Consider the following 16,330-nt stretch of genomic DNA (forward strand, 5'->3'; position numbering starts at 1 on the left):
CCCGGACGGACCCCCCCCCCCCCCACCAGACCCGCGGGCGGGCGACCTGGGGGGGTTTTGGGCCCCGCCCAGTCCGGGACCGGGGCGCGCCCCCGCTCCCCTGCTCCTGGCCGTAGTCGAACAGGGAGATCAGCACGAGCTGGTAGATCGGGTAGCCCATCAGCCCGACCAGCACCAGCAGGGCCGGGGCGAGGTAGGCGTACGCGATCCGCCCGTCGCCCTTGCGCGCGGTCATCACGAGCCGAAGGCGGCGTTCATCTGCTCGGCGGCGGCCGCGGCGGCCCGGTCGAGGTCCTCCCCGCCGGCCGCGACCTGCTGCACCAGCGTCGGCAGCACGGCCTGCGCGTCGATCTTGGCCCAGTTCGGGGTGACCGGCACGAACCGCGTGCCCGCCTCCAGGGTCGCGATGAACGGCTCCAGCACCGGGTTGGCCTTCGCCACCTCGGCCTGCACGTCGGCGAACGTCGGCAGGTTGCCCATGGCGTCGAACATCCTGCGCTGGTACTGCTTGCCGCCCAGCAGCCGCACGAAGTCCTCGGCCAGCGTCCTGCGCTCGGTGCCCTTCAGCACGCCGAGCAGGTTGCCGCCCGCGAACGCGGGGGCGATCTCGCCCGCCTTCCTGCCGGGCAGCGGCACGACCGCGTACTTGCCCGCGGCGGCGGAGGCGTCGACCGACTTGCGGTTGAAGTCGCCGCCGACGACCATCGCGGCCTTGCCGGCGCGGAACGCCTCGACGCTCGCGTCGCCGCCGTTGCCCGCGCACTGGGCGGGCGGGCAGATGTCGTCCGCGATCAGCTCGGTGTACTGGCGCAGGCCGGCCTTGGACTCGGGGCTGTCGATGGCCGCGACGTACCGGTCGCCGTCCTTGCGGGCGATGTCGCCGCCGTTGGCCCACACGAACGGCAGCGCGCCGTAGGTGTACTTGCCGCCGGCGGAGATGCCGAGCAGGTCGGGCTTCGCGGCGCGGATCCGCCGGGCGAGCGGCGCGATCTCGTCCAGCGTGGCCGGCGGCTGGAGGTTCAGCTCCCGGAAGACGTCGGTGCGGTAGTAGAGCGCGCGCACGCCGACGAACCACGGCACGCCGTAGACCTTCCCGTCCACCTTGCCGGTGTCCAGGACGGCGGGCAGCAGGTCCTTCGCGTCCGGCCAGTCGCCGAGGTCGAGTTCGGCGAACCCGCCGCCCGCGACGTAGCCGGCCAGGTCGGTGTTGCCGAACTCGGCGACGTCGGGCGCGCTGCTCGGGTCGCTGAAGGCGGCCTTGAACCGCTCGGCGCGGGTCTGCACCTGGATGTACTGCACGTCCACCGTGACGCCCTGGTGCGCCTGCTCGAACTCGGCGACCGCCTCCCGGACGACGGCCTCCTTCGGGCCCCGGTTGACCTCGTCGAACAGCCAGACCCGGAGCTGCCCGGTCTGCTCGTCGCCGCCGGCGGGCGCCGGGACGGACTGGACCGGGGCGCACCCGGCCAGCACGACGGCGCCCACGACCGCTGCTACTGCGAACCGCATCTCGCCCACCTTTCCGGTGTGTCGCACCCCAGCGCGTTGCGTCATCTGCAACGGCTATTTCACGGGAAGCAACGGCGATGCTAATGTCCGGATCGGCAAGCGGTCTAGACCAAGTTCGCCCAGGTCCGGACCGCGTCGGCGGACACCGGGGCGTCCCACCCGCCTGGCCGCACGGCGCTCCCGACGTGGAACCCGGTGACGCCCACGGCCTTCAGCGGGGCGACGTGCCCGGCCTTGAGCCCGCCGCCGACGAGCAGCCGGGCCGCGCCCTGCCGGGCGGCCAGCCGCTCCAGCACGCCGAACCCGTCCGCGACGCCCTTCGCGCTGCCCGCGGCGAGGACCGTGTCGCAGCCCAGCCGCGTGACCACACCCCACGCCGCCTCCGGGTCGGCCGAGTTGTCCAGCGCGCGGTGGAACGTCCACGCGCACCCGTCCAGCTCCGCGACCAGGGCCGCGCACGCCGCCTCGTCCACCCACCCGTCGGCGTCGAGGAAGCCCAGCACGAACTCCGACGCGCCCGCTTCACGCAGCGCCGCGGCGTCGCGCCGCAGGCGGTCCAGGTCGCCGGGCGCGAACCCGGGCGCGTCCCGGAGCATGACGCGGACCGGCAGGTCGGTCGCGGAGAGCACGTCGCGCAGCACGGCGACCGGCGGCGTCAGCCCGTCCGCGGCCATGTCGACGGTGAGTTCCAGCCGGTCCGCGCCACCGGCCTGCGCGGCCTCGGCGTCGGTGGCGTCCAGTGCGATGACCTCGAGCATGGTCTGGACCATAGTGCGCGGTGGGCCGGCCGGGCTGTTCCGTGAACTGTTAAGGCGCGCAGGTGTATCCACCGTAGAACTACTCACTCCTTATCTGATGACCGGTCCTCAACCCCGAATGAGGAGGCCGCATGAGCGCCACTCCGCCTGGCGTCGAAGAGCTGGACCCCGCACGGGCCGTCACCGACGAACTGGAGGAGCAGTTCGCCGGGGAGGGCCCCGCGGACGGGGTGGACCCGACCGAACAGCCGGACGACGACCTGCCGGTCGCGCCGACGGGGCACCACCAGACCCACGGCGTGCCCGCCGACGTGACCGCCACGCCGGTCGCCGGCGACTGAAGCCTCCGGGGGGAGGGGGTGGCGGTCGGTCGGCTTCGAGGGGTGTCGATCGGCGGCCACCGCGCTTGGGGGGAGGCGGTCCGCGGTGCGAGGGGGGCATCGCGGACCGCCGCCGCGCCGGTCACGGGACCGGTGTGTGACGATCAGCTCCGGCTGGGGGGACGCCGAGGAGGAGGTGACGACGTGGGAGAACTGCGCACGGCCGGTGAGCGCCCACCGTGGGAAGGGCTCGACGGGACGGACCGGCACGCGGCCTGCGTCGTCGCCGCGCGCGACGGCGACCGCAGGGCGCTGGACGTGCTGGTCGCCGACCTGACACCGCTGGTGTGGCACGTGGCGCGCGGGCACGGGCTGGACCGCAGCACCGCCGAGGACGTGGTGCAGACGGTCTGGCTCGCGCTGCTGCGGCACCTCGACCGCCTGGTCGAGCCGCGCGCCCTGGCCGGGTGGCTCGTCGTCGCGACGCGCCGCGAGGCCCAACGGACCTGGACACCGGCTCGCCGCGAGGCGGCGCTGAGCGACGAGCTGGCGGAACAACTGGAGAGCGAGTACGGCCTGCCCGAGGACGCCGCCCTGGTCGACGACCGCGACCACCGGCTGTGGCGGGCGTTCGGCCGACTGTCGCAGAGGTGCCAGGAACTCCTGCGACTCACCGTGCTGGCCGGCCGGGCGGAGTACCGCGCGGTCGCCGAGGCACTGTCCATGCCACGCGGCAGCATCGGCCCCACCCGGGGCCGGTGCCTGACCATGTTGCGCACACATCTCGACGCGGAAGGAGGATCGCGGTGAACGACATCGACCCGCGCGATGACCGCAGAGGCCAAGAGGACACCGCTGTCCTCACGGAACTGAACCGCCTGGTGTACGAGTTGGACGCGCCCCCACCGGGGCTCGTCGAACGGATCCAGTTCGCGGTGGCGCTGGAGAACCTGGACGTCGAGGTGGCCCGCTGGGAACGCGCGGGCTCGTTCGCGGGGGTGCGCGGGGGCAGCCCCGGCACGATCACCTTCACGGTGGACAACCTGACGTTGATGGTGAACTTCACCTCGACCGGCGCGCGGCACCGCATCGACGGCTGGCTCGTGCCCGCCGGCGAGCACACCGTCGAGGTACGGGTGGCCGAGCACGAGTCCAGCACCACCAAGGCCGACGACGGCGGCCGGTTCGTGCTGTCCGACGTGCCCGCCGGCACCACGCAGATCGTGGTGCACCTGGTCGACTCGCGGGGCGAGCCCGGCCGGACGGTCGTCACGCCGACGATCATGTTGTAGCGCCCGCCGCGGTGGGTCGACCGGCAGGGCGCTCACGGAGAGTGATCCGTTCGGCTCACGCAGAACCTCCACAAGACGGCTTCTCGGCCACGTTCCGTGTGCTGGCATTAAGGACGTGCCCGTGCCTCGTGCTGCCCCGTCGACCTCCCCGCGCTCGGCGGACGCCCTCGAAGCCGCCAGGGACCTGCACGGACGGGCCTACCGTGCGGCGTCGGCCGGGCGGCCCGCGGAAGCGGTGACCCTGCTGCGGCGCGGCCTGCGGGCACTGCCGGTGATGTCGTCGGACGTCGAAGTGACCACGGTCCGCATCCGGATCCTGATCACCCTCTCGTACGGCGAGGCCGAGACCGACTCGGTCGAGGACGGCCTGGCGCGGCTGCGGACGGCGGACGGGTTGATCGCGACGCTGCCCGAGGGGCGGGACGCGGTCGGCCTGCGGGCGATCGTGAAGGACCAGGAAGCGCTCATCCTGCACCGGGCGGGGCGGACCGCCGAGGCCCTCGCGCTGCACGACGAGTCGGTGCGCGAGCTGGAGGCCGGGTGGGCGGCCGGCGCGGTCGGCGCGACGACGCTGGCGACGGCCCTGATGAACCGCGGGTTGACCACCATCGCGTTCGGCCTGCCGGAGGCCGCGGAGCGCGACCTGGGGCGCACGATCGAGCTGGCCGAGGCCGACGACCTGCCGCTGTTGAAGGCGAAGGCGCTGGGGAACCTCGGCGACGTCGCGCACCTGACCGGTGACGTGCCCCGGTCGCTGGCGCACCACGAGCAGGCGGAGCGGATGTTCCGGGTGCTCGCGCCCGACCTGGTGGCGCGGACCCGGATCGACCGGGCGCGGGTGATGCTCGCCGCCGGGTTGGCGGACGAGGCGGCCGGGCACCTGGACGAGGCGCTGGTCGTGCTGCGGCGGCGGCGCGTGGGGCAGGACCTGGCGGAGGCCGAGCTGGCGCGTGCCGCGGCGGCGCTGCTGCAAGGCGACCCGGCGACCGCGCGTCAGCTGGCGGACCAGGCCCAACGCCGGTTCCGGCGGCGGGGCAGCCGGTCGTGGGCCGAGCTGGCGGCCCTGATGCGGCTGCGCGCCGACTTCGCCGCCACCGCCTCCCCCGACACCACCGCCTCCCCCGACACCGCCGCCACCCCCGACACCGCCTCCCCCGACGCGGAACCCGCCCCACCGCCCGCCGAACCCCCTCCCGCCGAGCCCTCACCCCCTCCTGTCCCGTCTCTGCCCGCTCCCGCGCGACCCGCGCCCCCGTCCGCCGAATCCCCCTTCGCTGCTGCCGAGCCCTCGTCCGCCTCGGCCGGATCCCCGTCCGGGGGAACATTCATCCCTCATCCGGGTATTTCGGCGGCCGCTCACCCCGGCGGTCCGGCGGCCACCCGGCTCGATGGCTCGGCGGTCTCCCGTCCCGGCGGCTCGGCGGTTCCCCGCGCGGATGGCGCGGCGGGCTTCCGTCCCGGCGGCTCGGCGGCTGCCCAACCCGATGGCTCGGCGGCTGCCCGCCCCGGCGGTCCGGCGCTCGCCGCGCGGCGGTCGCGCGGACCCGCCCGCGTCACACCGGCCCGCGCGACCCGGCTGGCCGACCGGCTGACCGCCGCCGGCCTGACCGACGAGGCGGCCGTGGCGCGCCTGCTCGCCGTGCGAACCGCGATCCGCCGGGGCGACCCGGCCACCGCCCGCGCGGTGCTCGACCGGGTGCCGGAGCCGGGTCCGATCACGCCGGTCGACCACCGGATGCTGCTGCGGCTGTGCCGGGCCGAGCTGGCGGTGGCCGTCGGCGAGCCGGGGCGCGCGTTGCGGGAGGCCGAGGAGGGGCTGGCCGAGCTGGGGCGCGTGCGCGACCGAATGGGCGGCCTCGACCTGCTGTGCGGCACCGCCGTGCACGGCCGTGAGCTGGGCGAACTGGCCGTCGGGCTGGTGCTGGAGCACGACGGCGACGCCGAGGCGACCTTCGACTGGCTGGAGCGGACGCGGGCGCAGGTCTACCGGTACGAGCCGCTGCCGGCCATCGACGACCCGGTGCTGGCGCGGCGGGTGGCGCAGTCGCGGTCGTTGTCGCGCGCCGTGCAACAGGCCCGGTTGGACGGCCGGCCGGTCGCCGAGCTGGAGGATCGGCTGGACGAGCTGCACCGCGAGGTGGCGCGACTGGGGTGGCACACGAGCGTGTGGGGCCGACCACGCCCCGTGGCCGGTGTGGCCGCCATCCGTGCCGCATTGGGTGACCGTGCCCTGGTGAGCTTCGTGACCCACCGCGACGTGCTGTCGGCCGTGGTCCTGGTGGCGGGCGGGGCGACGCTCGTACGGCTGGGTCGGGCCGCGGAGCTGTTCGAGGACGTCCGGCAACTGCACGCCGACGTGGACGTGCTCGCCCCCGACCACCTCCCGCCGGCGCTGGCGGGGGCCGTCGCGGCATCCGCCGCGCTGCGCGCCGAGCGGCTGGACGAAGCCCTGATGGGGCCGCTGGCCGGGCTGGTCGGCCGGCGCGAGCTGGTCGTCGTGCCGACCGGTGAGCTGTACGCGGTGCCGTGGCACGCGCTGCCGTCGCTGCGCGGCCGGCCGGTCGTCGTCGCGCCCTCGGCGACCGCGTGGCTGACCTCGGTGTCCACGCCGACGTCCGCGACCCGGGTCGTGCTGGTCGGCGGGCCGGGGCTGCCGGAGGTCGTCGGCGAGGTGAGCGACCTGCGCGCCACCTACCCCGATGCAGTGACACCCGAAGCAGTGAATGACGTCCTGGCGAGCCTGGACGGCGCGCGGCTCGCGCACCTGGCCGCGCACGGCGAGCACGTCACCGACAACGCCCTGTTCTCCCGGTTGGAACTCGTCGACGGTCCCCTGTTCGCCCACGAAACCGCCCGCCTCCGCACCGCGCCCGAGCAGGTCGTGCTGGCCGCGTGCTCGCTGGCGCTGAGCCACATCCGGCCCGGCGACGAGGCGCTGGGCTTCGCCGGCGCGCTGCTGGCGAGCGGGTCGCGCACCGTGGTGGCCGCGGTCAACAAGGTGGGCGACCGGGCCGCCGCGCACACCATGGCAACGTTCCACGCGGCCGTCGCCACCGGCAAACCACTACCCCACGCCCTGGCCGAAGCAACCGCCACCGACCCCCTCCGCCGCCCGTTCGTGTGCTTCGGCGGCTAACCCCACCCCATGCCCTTCCCCCGACCTGCCGCCCACCCCACCCGACCACCGCTCACCCCGCACTCACCCCATCTCCCGCCCGTCCCCGACCAGTCACCCACCCACGCGGTCCGCCGTTCCCCAGGGCTCGCTCGTCACGGGGTCTGCTCGTCACGGGGGCCGCGCGTCACGGGTCTGCTCGCCACGGGGCCGCGCGTCGCGGGTCCGCTCGCCACGGGGCCTGCTCGCCACGGGCGTCGGGCGTCACGGGCCTGCCAGGGCTCAAAACCCGCCGAGCAACGCCCCCGCGTGGCTCACCGCCACGGTGTGCGTGGCGAACCCCGACTCGGTCCCGACGTGCAGCAGGAAACCGGTGGGCTCGGCGAGGTACCCGGTCTGCCGGTCGGCGCGCAGCGTGAGCGACGTCTGCCGGTACGTGCTGGGCGAGACCGACACCTCCGTGCCCGCGAACGGCACGCTGATCGCCCGGTGCACGTGCCCGGCCAGGATCCGGGCCACGTTGCCGTGCCGGGCGAGCACGGCACCCAGCGCCGGCCCGTCCTCCAGCCGCATGCCGTCGAGGAGCGGGATCCCGACCGCCACGGGCGGGTGGTGCAGGCAGACGAACGCCGGCACCTCGGGCCGCTCCCCCAGCACGCCGTCGAGCCAGGCCAACTGCTCGTCACCGAGCCACCCGGCCGGCCCGTCCGGCCGCCACGAGTCCAGCGCGATCACCGTGAAGCCGGGGTGGGCGACCGCGTACCGCGCCGACGTCCCACCGCCGAGCAACGCCGTGCCGCCGAACACCTCCACCAACGCCCGCGGGTCGTCGTGGTTGCCGGTGGTCAGGTGCAGCGGCAGGGGGAAGTCGCCGATCAGGTCGCGCAGCTGCTCGTAGTCGGCGACCTGCCCGTGGTCCGCCAGGTCGCCCGTGATCACCACGCAGTCGGGCCGCGGGTCCAGCGCAAGCACGCGGCCCAGCGCCAGGCGCAGCGAAGCGGCCGGTTCGGCGGCCAGGGCATCGGTCCGCAGGTGCGGGTCGCTCAGGTGCGCGATGAGCACGTGGTCAACTCCAGTCCGGGGGGTCGGGCCTGCGGCATGCCCTGTCGGGCCGGCGGGTCGGCGGGTGGGAGGCGGCGGGTGTCGGGACGGCGGGGCGGCGAGTGTGGGATGGGCGTGGAGTGGGTGGCTGGGTAGCGGTCGACGGGTGGCGGGGCGGGTGGGCGGCTAGGTGGCGGGTGGTGGGAGGCGGGGATCGGGGGTGGATGGGCAGGCCGGGTGGTTCGGGGTTCGGTCTCGTTTTAACCGAGGTGCGGTAACGGTGTTTCCGTACACTTTCCGGCCGATCTCACCCGATCGTGTATCCGAGGCCGTGAGGGGCAGTGCGGGGAGGGCTACGGACCACCATTCCACCCCCGGCACGGCGAAGGGGGCCGGGGGGGGGGCGGGGGGGGCGCGCCCCCCGGGGAGGTACCGCGGCGGGGGCGGGGGGGGCGGCGCGGGGGGGGCGGCTTCCGACCCAACACCCCCCCCCGGGCCGGCCCCGGGCCCGGGTCGCCGGGGGCCAACCGGGCCCCTTCGAGACTTCGGCCGATCGGGACCGGGTCGGGTGACCCGAGGTCCGATCAGAAGTCCATGCCGCCGGCGTCCGGGACGGCCGGGGCGGCGCTGGCCTTCTCCGGCTTGTCGGCCACCACGGCCTCCGTGGTGAGGAACAGGGCGGCGATCGACGCGGCGTTCTGCAGCGCCGAGCGGGTGACCTTCGTCGGGTCCGGCACGCCGGCCGCCAGCAGGTCCTCGTACGCGCCGGTCGCGGCGTTGAGGCCGTGGCCCACGGGCAGGCCCTTGACCTTCTCCACCACGACGCCGCCCTCGAGGCCGGCGTTCACGGCGATCTGCTTCAACGGGGCCTCGACGGCGACCTTGACGATGTTCGCGCCGGTCGCCTCGTCGCCCTCCAGGTTCAGGCCCTGGAACGCGATCTCGGCGGCCTGGAGCAGCGCGACGCCACCACCGGCGACGATGCCCTCCTCGACGGCGGCCTTGGCGTTGCGCACCGCGTCCTCGATGCGGTGCTTGCGCTCCTTCAGCTCCACCTCGGTGGCGGCGCCGGCCTTGATCACCGCGACACCGCCGGCGAGCTTCGCCAGGCGCTCCTGCAGCTTCTCGCGGTCGTAGTCGGAGTCCGACTTCTCGATCTCGGCGCGGATCTGGTTGACGCGGCCCTGGATCTGCTCCGGGTCGCCCGCGCCCTCGACGACGGTGGTCTCGTCCTTGGTCACGACGACCTTGCGGGCCTTGCCCAGCAGCGACAGGTCGGCGTTCTCCAGCTTGAGGCCGACGTCCTCGGTGATGACCTGGCCGCCGGTGAGGATGGCGATGTCCTGGAGGATCGCCTTGCGGCGGTCGCCGAAGCCGGGCGCCTTGACGGCGACGGACTTGAACGTGCCGCGGATCTTGTTGACGACCAGGGTGGCCAGGGCCTCGCCCTCGACGTCCTCGGAGATGATCAGCAGCGGCTTGCCGCCCTGCATGACCTTCTCCAGCAGCGGGAGCAGGTCCTTGACCGACGAGATCTTCGAGCCGTAGAGCAGGATGTACGGGTCCTCGAGGACCGCTTCCTGGCGCTCGGGGTCGGTCACGAAGTAACCGGAGATGTAGCCCTTGTCGAAGCGCATGCCCTCGGTGAGCTCCAGCTCGAGCCCGAGCGCGTTGCTCTCCTCGACGGTGATGACGCCTTCCTTGCCGACCTTGTCCATGGCCTCGGCGATCAGCTCGCCGATGGTCGAGTCGCCCGCGGAGATGGACGCCGTGGCGGCGATCTGCTCCTTGGTCTCGACCTCCTTGGCGGTCTTCAGCAGCTGCTCGGTCACGGCCTCGACGGCCTTCTCGATGCCGCGCTTCAGGCCGAGCGGGTTGGCGCCCGCGGCCACGTTGCGCAGGCCCTCGCGGACCAGGGCCTGGGCCAGCACGGTGGCGGTCGTGGTGCCGTCACCCGCGACGTCGTCGGTCTTCTTCGCCACTTCCTTGACGAGCTCGGCCCCGATCTTCTCCCACGGGTCCTCGAGCTCGATCTCCTTGGCGATGGAGACGCCGTCGTTGGTGATGGTCGGCGCGCCCCACTTCTTCTCGAGCACGACGTTGCGGCCCTTGGGGCCGAGCGTCACCTTGACGGCGTCGGCGAGAGTGTTCATGCCACGCTCGAGACCGCGGCGGGCATCCTCGTCGAACGCGATCATCTTGGCCATTGCGGTGTGTTCCTCCGCCTGATTACGAATGGGGCCACTGCGGACGCGCGCCCGCAGCGGAACACGGTGCTTCGGCCAGGCTCGGTGCCCGCGACGGACGACCAGCCCCCTGGTGGGGACGGGCCTCACCGTCCCAGCCTGCGTGTTGGCACTCAGGTGGTCCGAGTGCCAACACCGTGTTTAGCACTCGACGGAGGAGAGTGCAAGAAGAGCAGGTCAGCGGGAGGTGCGCACGGGCACGCTGGTGGGCAGCGGTTTGTCGCTCGACGTGCCCCCGACCTCGATGGACTGGGTCGTGCCCTCGCTGCCGCCCTGGCGCGGAGGTTCATCCTTCGGCGTGAGGATCACCACGAGGATGACGATCAGCACGATCGCGACCGCGCCCGCGAGCACGGGCGCGAACCACGCGGGCCGGGACTTGGCGGTGCTCGTGAACGCGCTCGCGCCGACCTGCGCGGGCGGGCGCAGCCGGACCGGCTCCTGGAGGAACCCGGGCGGCTGCTGCTGCGGCGGCTGGTGCTGCTGCGGGTAGGGCGGCCGGTACTGCGCGCCCTGCGGCGGCACGGGCACGCCGCCGGTCTGCGGGCCGATCGGCACCGCGCCGGAGTCGGTGCGGCGCGGCGGCGGGGAGCCCTGGGGCGCGCCGGACAGGGCGGCCCGCGCGGCGGCGATCAGCTCGACGCACGAGCCGTACCGCTGGGCCGGGTCCTTGGCGGTGCCCTTGCGCAGCACGTCGTCGATGGCGGGCGGGAGCGCGACCATCGCGGTCAGCGAGGGGATCTCCGCGCCGAGGTGGCCCTGGATGACGTCCTGCACGCTGCCCTGGAACGGCGGCCGGCCGGACAGGCAGGCGAACACCATGCACGCCAGCGCGTACTGGTCGGTGCGGCCGTCGAGGGGTTCGCCGCGCAGGTGCTCGGGCGCGGCGTAGGTCGGCGAGCCGAGGAAGTCGCCGGTGCGGGTGCGGTGGCCGGTGGCGCCGCGCCGGGTGAGGCCGAAGTCGGCGAGGTAGACGTGCTCGCCCGCGGCTTCCTTGGTGGTGACGAGCACGTTGGCGGGTTTCACGTCGAGGTGGACGAGGCCCTTGCCGTGCAGCATGTCGAGCGCTTCGGCGACCTGGCCGAGCAGCGCGAGGGTGCGCGCGGGCGAGAGGGGGCCGTCCTTGATGTGGCTGGCGAGGTCCTGGCCGTCGACCAGCCGCATGGCGATGTAGAGCAGCCCGTCGACCTCGTCGAAGTCGTAGAGCGGCACGATGTTGGCGTGGTCGATCGCCGAGGTGTTGCGGGCCTCGTCGACGAACCGCTCGCGGAACTCGGCGTCCGCGGTGAGGTGCTCGCCGATGACCTTCAGGGCGACCTTGCGACCGAGCCTGACGTCCGTGGCCTTGTAGGTCACGCTCATGCCACCGCGGCCGAGCACCCCGTCGATCCGGTAGTGCCCCAGCCGTCGCCCGCTCAGGTCCTCCGACACGCGACGGAGCCTAACGTCCGCGCACCGGGCTTTGCGCGGGGTTCCCGGCAAACGGACCAGCGGGAGCGCCGAGCGGACGGGGAGCCCGCCGCGCGCGCCGGCCTGGGGGAGGCGGCCCGACCCGCCGCGGGGCGGGTCGGGCGGGAATCACGGCGCCTTCCGCACGTCCGACGCCTGGCTGCGGCCGTCGCGCCCCGCCTGGATCTCGAATTCCACGCGGTCGCCCTCGGCCAGCGTCCGGAAGCCTTCCATCTGGATCGCCGAGTAGTGCACGAACACATCCGGCCCGCCGTCCGCGGCGATGAATCCGTAGCCCTTCTCCGAGTTGAACCACTTGACCGTGCCGACAGCCAAGACGTCCTCCCTTTGAGAAATACCCTGAGCAAACCGCCACGCTAGAGGCAGGAGGGGGTTCGCCGATACCTCCTTATGGAGTCATGAGCGGACGCTGAATCCGTTGTCGCGCAACCAACTGACGAGTCCGCGCGGGCTGCGGGTCCGGGTGAGCACGAGTCCGGGTCCGGCGAAGTCGAGGACCAGCCCTTCGCCATTCCGCACGGATTGGGGCGCGTCGGGCGAAACGGCGCGCAGCCGGCACTGGACGGTGTCGGCGAACGCGACCACGTGGCCGCCGGCGACGGTGACCAGTTCGCCGGGGTCGAGGGTGACCACGTCGAGGGTGCCGTAGCAGCTCAGCACGACGGGGCCCGCGCCGAAGGCGTAGGTGAGGAACCCGTGGTCGCCGCCGTGCAGGGCGCGCACGGGCGGCGCGGTCGGGTCGAGGCGGGCGGTGGCGGCGCAGGCGAGCCAGCTGTCGCGGGCGACGCACCAGCCGGTGGCGCCCTCCAGTTCGAGGACGTGCAGGTCGCCGGGCAGGGCGGGGGCGACGTCCACCCAGCCGCCCTCGGGGCCCGCAGTGCACAGCGCGGCGTTGACGCCGGGCGCCTTGGTGCGCCCGTCGACGGTGACGCCGTAGCTGGTGGCGAGCACGGACGAGCGCTCGACCGCGACCGGCTCACCGGGCGCCAGGACGAGTCGGGCCACCCCGAAGGTCGGGGTGTGGCGGGTCCGGACCTGCAACGTGCCCCCTGTCGTGATCAGCCGGTTGGAGCAGTCTGCCACGGGCGCGGCAGGATGGGACGCGTGTCGAACGCGCTGACCCGAGTCGCTGATCACAAAGCCCGCGTGGCGGGGCTGGTCGGGGTGATGCCCGTGGTGCGGTCGCCGCTCGCGGACTGCCTGGGCCTGGTGCTGGCCGAGGACCTGGTGGCGACGGTGCCGTTGCCGCCGTTCGACAACTCGGCGATGGACGGTTACGCGGTGCGCGCGGCCGACGTGGCGGCGGCTCCGGTGGAGTTGCCGGTGGTGGAGGACATCCCGGCGGGGCGGGCGGCGTCGGGTCCGCTGGCGGCGGGGACGGCGCACCGGATCATGACGGGCGCGCCGGTGCCGGCGGGCGCGGACGCCGTGGTGCAGGTGGAGTGGACCGACGGCGGCACGTCGGTGGTGCGGGTGGACCGGCCGGTGGCGGTCGGCGCGAACGTGCGGCGGCGGGCGGACGACGTGGCCGTGGGCGCGACCGTGCTGCGGGCGGGCGCGGTGCTGGGTCCGGCGCAGTTGGGGTTGGCGGCGGCGTTGGGGTTCGGGTCGCTGCCGGTGCGGCGGCGTCCGAGGGTGCTGGTGCTGTCGACGGGGTCGGAGCTGGTGGGCCCGGGCGAGGAGTTGGCGCCGGGGCGGATCTACGAGTCGAACGGCGTGATGCTGGCCGCGGCGGTGCGGGAGGCGGGCGGCGAGGCGGAGCTGCTGCGGTTCGTGCCGGACGACGTGGAGCGGTTCCACGAGGCGATCGCGCCGCGGTTGGCGTCGGTGGACCTGCTGCTCACGTCGGGCGGGGTGAGCGCGGGGGCGTACGAGGTGGTGAAGGACGCGTTCACCGGGCGCGGGGTGGAGTTCACGAAGGTCGCGATGCAGCCGGGCGGGCCGCAGGGCGCGGGGCGCTACCGGGGGGTGGCGGTGGCGACGCTGCCGGGGAACCCGGTGAGCGCGCAGGTGTCGTTCGAGGTGTTCGTCCGGCCGGCGTTGCGGGCGGCGATGGGGTTCGCGGAGGTGGAGCGGCCGGCGGCGGTGGCGCGGTTGAGCGCGCCGGTGACGTCGCCGGCGGGGCGGACGCAGTTCCGGCGCGGCGCGTACGACCCGGAGTCGGGGCGCGTGGTGACGCCGGTCGGCGGGCCGGGGTCGCACCTGCTGTCGGCGTTGGCGGTGAGCAACTGCCTGATCGAGGTGCCGGAGGACGTGACGGAGCTGGCGGCGGGCGACGAGGTCGTGGTCCGCCTCCTGCACGGAGAGTGACGTCGGGCTGACCGTCGGCGTTGATCAACCGTGTGACCCGGCTTACACTCGGGGTGATCGGAGCGCCGGTCGGTCCGTGCGTTCGTCGGGGGACGCACGGGCGGGCCGGACGCGGGCCGGCGGAGCCGCGTAGCGTGTGGCGGGCCGGAAGCACTGCCCTGACACGGAAGAGCCATGACCGTCGATCGCGACAAGCACAGTGGTGCCGTCTCCCACTTCCTCCAGCTCGCCCGGGGGATCGTCCCCCCGATGCACCCCGCGGGCCGCCCGTTCGTGGCAGGCGCCGCCGTGGCGACACTGCTGCTGCGCCGCTACTCCAAGCGCGCCGGCGTCGTGGGCGCGCTGCTGACCGGGTGGGTCGCGTGGTTCTTCCGCGAACCCCGGCGCACCACGCCCACCCGGCCCGGCGTCGCGGTGGCGCCGGCCGACGGCACGGTGTCGCACGTGGTCGAGGCCGCGCCGCCCGCCGAGCTGGGGCTCGGGTCCGCGCCGATGACCCGGATCAGCGTGTTCCTGTCGGTGTTCGACGTGCACGTGCAGCGCGTGCCGGTGGCCGGTCTGGTGCGGCAGGTGTCGTACCGGCCGGGCAAGTTCCTGTCCGCCGACCTGGACAAGGCAAGCGAGGACAACGAGCGCAACACGGTGTGGTTGAGCACGCCGGCCGGGCACGACGTGGTGGTCGTGCAGATCGCGGGCCTGGTGGCGCGGCGGATCGTGTGCGAGGTCGCCGAGGGCGACAAGGTGGCGGTCGGGCAGACGTACGGGCTGATCCGGTTCGGGTCGCGGGTGGACCTGTACGTGCCGACCGGCAGCCGGGTGCTGGTGGAGGCGGGGCAGCGGACGATCGGCGGCGAGACCGTGCTGGCCGAGCTGCCGTCGGCCGGGTTCCCCGCGCCGGAGGGTTCGGTGGCCGGGTCGCTGCCGGCCGAGGGTTCGACGGGTTCCGGTTCGACGGGTTCCGGTTCGACGGGTTCCGGTTCGGCGGGTTCCGGTTCGGCGGGTTCCGGTTCGGCGGGTTCCGGTTCGGCGGCCGGTGGTTCGGCGGCCCATTCTCCCGCGGAGGGCTGAGCGGATGGCTCCCAGCGGGCCGGGGATCAGGCTGCTGCCGAACGCCATCACGGTCCTCGCGATGTGCGCGGGGTTGTCGGCCGTGCACTTCGCGATCACCGGGATGTACGGGGCGGCGATCGGCTCGATCGCCGCGGCGGCCGTGTTCGACGGGCTGGACGGGCGGATCGCCCGGCTGCTCGACGCGACCAGCAAGATGGGCGCGGAGCTGGACTCGTTGGCCGACGCGATCTCGTTCGGCGTCGCGCCCGCGTTGGTGATCTACGTGTGGAAGTTCGACTCCAGCCGTGAGGGCTGGGTCGTGGCGTTGATCTTCGCGGTGTGCATGGTGCTGCGGTTGGCGCGGTTCAACACGCTGCTGGAGGTCGAGCAGCCGGCGTTCACGAAGGAGTTCTTCGTCGGCGTGCCCGCGCCGGCCGGCGGGTTGTTGCTGCTGCTGCCGCTGATCCTGGACGAGCAGCTCGGCCGGTCCGGGTGGTGGTCCAGCCAGCCGGTCGTCGCCGTGTGGACGGTCGGGATCGCGTTGCTGCTGGTCAGCCGCATCCCGACGTTGTCGGTGAAGACCATCAAGGTGGCGCCGCGCTTCGTCGCGCCGTTGCTGGTGATGGTCGGCCTGCTGGCCGCGGCCGTGATCACGTTCCCGCTGGTGGCGCTGATCGCGGCGATGCTCGTGTACCTCGGGCACCTGCCGTACTCGGTGCGCCGGTACCGGTGGCTGGCGAAGCACCCGGAGGCGTGGTCGGTGCCGGCGGCGGACCGGCGGGCGATCAAGCGTGCGCACGGCGTGGCGGCACGGCGGTTGGGCCTGCGGCAGCCGCTCGGGGGTCGCGTCGCGGGTGCCGCGATGCGTGCCGTGCGGCGGCCGCGGCGGACGGTCGATCCGACGCAGGTGGCGGCGGAGACGAACGGGCAGGCGCGGCCGGGGAAGCGGCGGGGGTGGCGGCAGATCGGCTTGCGGAGGCATGATCGGCCGTAGGCCGGTATGGTGGGGTTGAGCTGCGGTTTTGGTGGTCGACGGCGTTCACGATCGGGTGAATCTCGACGCGGCCATCTTCCAAAACGCCGTTATTGACGGCCTCGAACGTCGGTTGAAACAACGAGGCCGGCAACCCCAACCGTCGCCTCGCCGGGCCGCCGCCGGGTCCCCGACCCCCGCTCCGGGGTCGACCCGCTAAGCCGCTCGCCACGTGCCGGTGAGTCG

Annotated in this window: 13 protein-coding genes and 2 pseudogenes; 7 read left to right on the forward strand and 8 right to left on the reverse strand. The window is 74.0% G+C overall.

All coding sequences use genetic code 11. The features are described from left to right. The 3 genes and pseudogenes from ACFXGA_RS02745 to ACFXGA_RS02755 form a co-directional block, all read right to left on the reverse strand. Window positions 1–235, reverse strand: a pseudogene (locus ACFXGA_RS02745) (hypothetical protein); the annotation flags it as partial. Beyond that, window positions 235–1,509 (reverse strand): extracellular solute-binding protein, encoded by a 1,275-nt coding sequence (locus ACFXGA_RS02750; RefSeq protein WP_378083733.1) that lies wholly within the window; start codon window positions 1,507–1,509, stop codon window positions 235–237. The pseudogene ACFXGA_RS02745 and the gene ACFXGA_RS02750, both read right to left, overlap by 1 nt. Window positions 1,510–1,613: 104 nt before the next feature. Beyond that, the gene (locus tag ACFXGA_RS02755) at window positions 1,614–2,267 is read right to left on the reverse strand and encodes a copper homeostasis protein CutC (RefSeq protein WP_378083734.1); all 654 of its coding nucleotides are present in this window, start codon (window positions 2,265–2,267) and stop codon (window positions 1,614–1,616) included. Window positions 2,268–2,398: 131 nt separating this feature from the next. On the opposite strand from ACFXGA_RS02755, the gene ACFXGA_RS02760 reads away from it, so the two are divergent. The 4 genes from ACFXGA_RS02760 to ACFXGA_RS02775 all read left to right on the forward strand — a co-directional run bounded on the left by ACFXGA_RS02760 (window position 2,399) and on the right by ACFXGA_RS02775 (window position 7,015). After that, complete coding sequence (locus ACFXGA_RS02760) at window positions 2,399–2,608, forward strand: hypothetical protein (RefSeq protein ID WP_378083737.1); 210 nt, start codon at window positions 2,399–2,401, stop codon at window positions 2,606–2,608. 183 nt (window positions 2,609–2,791) lie between these two features. Further along, a complete protein-coding gene (locus ACFXGA_RS02765; protein WP_378083740.1) occupies window positions 2,792–3,397 on the forward strand; it encodes an RNA polymerase sigma factor in 606 nt (201 codons plus the stop codon). A gap of 59 nt (window positions 3,398–3,456) precedes the next feature. Beyond that, window positions 3,457–3,879 (forward strand): carboxypeptidase regulatory-like domain-containing protein, encoded by a 423-nt coding sequence (locus ACFXGA_RS02770; RefSeq protein WP_378083815.1) that lies wholly within the window; start codon window positions 3,457–3,459, stop codon window positions 3,877–3,879. Between the two features lie 121 nt (window positions 3,880–4,000). Further along, the gene (locus ACFXGA_RS02775; protein WP_378083741.1) at window positions 4,001–7,015 is read left to right on the forward strand and encodes a CHAT domain-containing protein; all 3,015 of its coding nucleotides are present in this window, start codon (window positions 4,001–4,003) and stop codon (window positions 7,013–7,015) included. Window positions 7,016–7,276: 261 nt separating this feature from the next. Here ACFXGA_RS02775 and ACFXGA_RS02780 read toward each other — a convergent pair whose 3' ends face one another. The 5 genes from ACFXGA_RS02780 to ACFXGA_RS02800 all read right to left on the reverse strand — a co-directional run bounded on the left by ACFXGA_RS02780 (window position 7,277) and on the right by ACFXGA_RS02800 (window position 12,792). Then, a complete protein-coding gene (locus ACFXGA_RS02780; RefSeq protein WP_378083744.1) occupies window positions 7,277–8,056 on the reverse strand; it encodes a phosphodiesterase in 780 nt (259 codons plus the stop codon). A 563-nt stretch (window positions 8,057–8,619) separates the two neighbouring features. Further along, on the reverse strand, window positions 8,620–10,242 hold the full coding sequence (gene groL / locus ACFXGA_RS02785) for a chaperonin GroEL (RefSeq protein WP_378083745.1): 1,623 nt from the start codon (window positions 10,240–10,242) through the stop codon (window positions 8,620–8,622). Between the two features lie 216 nt (window positions 10,243–10,458). Further along, window positions 10,459–11,712 (reverse strand): serine/threonine-protein kinase, encoded by a 1,254-nt coding sequence (locus ACFXGA_RS02790; RefSeq protein WP_378083747.1) that lies wholly within the window; start codon window positions 11,710–11,712, stop codon window positions 10,459–10,461. Window positions 11,713–11,859: 147 nt separating this feature from the next. Continuing rightward, on the reverse strand, window positions 11,860–12,066 hold the full coding sequence (locus tag ACFXGA_RS02795) for a cold-shock protein (RefSeq protein ID WP_033443686.1): 207 nt from the start codon (window positions 12,064–12,066) through the stop codon (window positions 11,860–11,862). A gap of 81 nt (window positions 12,067–12,147) precedes the next feature. After that, window positions 12,148–12,792 (reverse strand): AIM24 family protein, encoded by a 645-nt coding sequence (locus ACFXGA_RS02800; RefSeq protein WP_378083817.1) that lies wholly within the window; start codon window positions 12,790–12,792, stop codon window positions 12,148–12,150. 54 nt (window positions 12,793–12,846) lie between these two features. Between ACFXGA_RS02800 and glp the strand changes: the two genes are divergently transcribed. The 3 genes and pseudogenes from glp (at window position 12,847) to pssA (ending at window position 16,105) form a co-directional block, all read left to right on the forward strand. Then, the gene (gene glp / locus ACFXGA_RS02805; RefSeq protein WP_378083748.1) at window positions 12,847–14,061 is read left to right on the forward strand and encodes a gephyrin-like molybdotransferase Glp; all 1,215 of its coding nucleotides are present in this window, start codon (window positions 12,847–12,849) and stop codon (window positions 14,059–14,061) included. A gap of 174 nt (window positions 14,062–14,235) precedes the next feature. Continuing rightward, window positions 14,236–14,943 (forward strand): annotated as a pseudogene (locus ACFXGA_RS02810) (phosphatidylserine decarboxylase); the annotation flags it as partial. A gap of 190 nt (window positions 14,944–15,133) precedes the next feature. Beyond that, window positions 15,134–16,105: a CDP-diacylglycerol--serine O-phosphatidyltransferase gene (pssA, locus tag ACFXGA_RS02815; RefSeq protein ID WP_378083750.1), complete on the forward strand. Its 972-nt coding sequence runs from the start codon at window positions 15,134–15,136 to the stop codon at window positions 16,103–16,105. Window positions 16,106–16,330: the final 225 nt, after the last annotated feature.

Source organism: Actinosynnema sp. NPDC059335 (assembly GCF_042752395.1).
Classification (GTDB): Bacteria; Actinomycetota; Actinomycetes; order Mycobacteriales; family Pseudonocardiaceae; genus Actinosynnema.

Coding starts and splice junctions, on each gene's coding strand:
- ACFXGA_RS02750 (WP_378083733.1), bottom strand. CDS start 1,509: ATGCGGTTCGCAGTAGCAGCGGTCGTGGGCGCCGTCGTGCTGGCCGGG.
- pssA (WP_378083750.1), top strand. CDS start 15,134: ATGGCTCCCAGCGGGCCGGGGATCAGGCTGCTGCCGAACGCCATCACG.
- glp (WP_378083748.1), top strand. CDS start 12,847: ATGGGACGCGTGTCGAACGCGCTGACCCGAGTCGCTGATCACAAAGCC.
- groL (WP_378083745.1), bottom strand. CDS start 10,242: ATGGCCAAGATGATCGCGTTCGACGAGGATGCCCGCCGCGGTCTCGAG.
- ACFXGA_RS02760 (WP_378083737.1), top strand. CDS start 2,399: ATGAGCGCCACTCCGCCTGGCGTCGAAGAGCTGGACCCCGCACGGGCC.
- ACFXGA_RS02755 (WP_378083734.1), bottom strand. CDS start 2,267: ATGCTCGAGGTCATCGCACTGGACGCCACCGACGCCGAGGCCGCGCAG.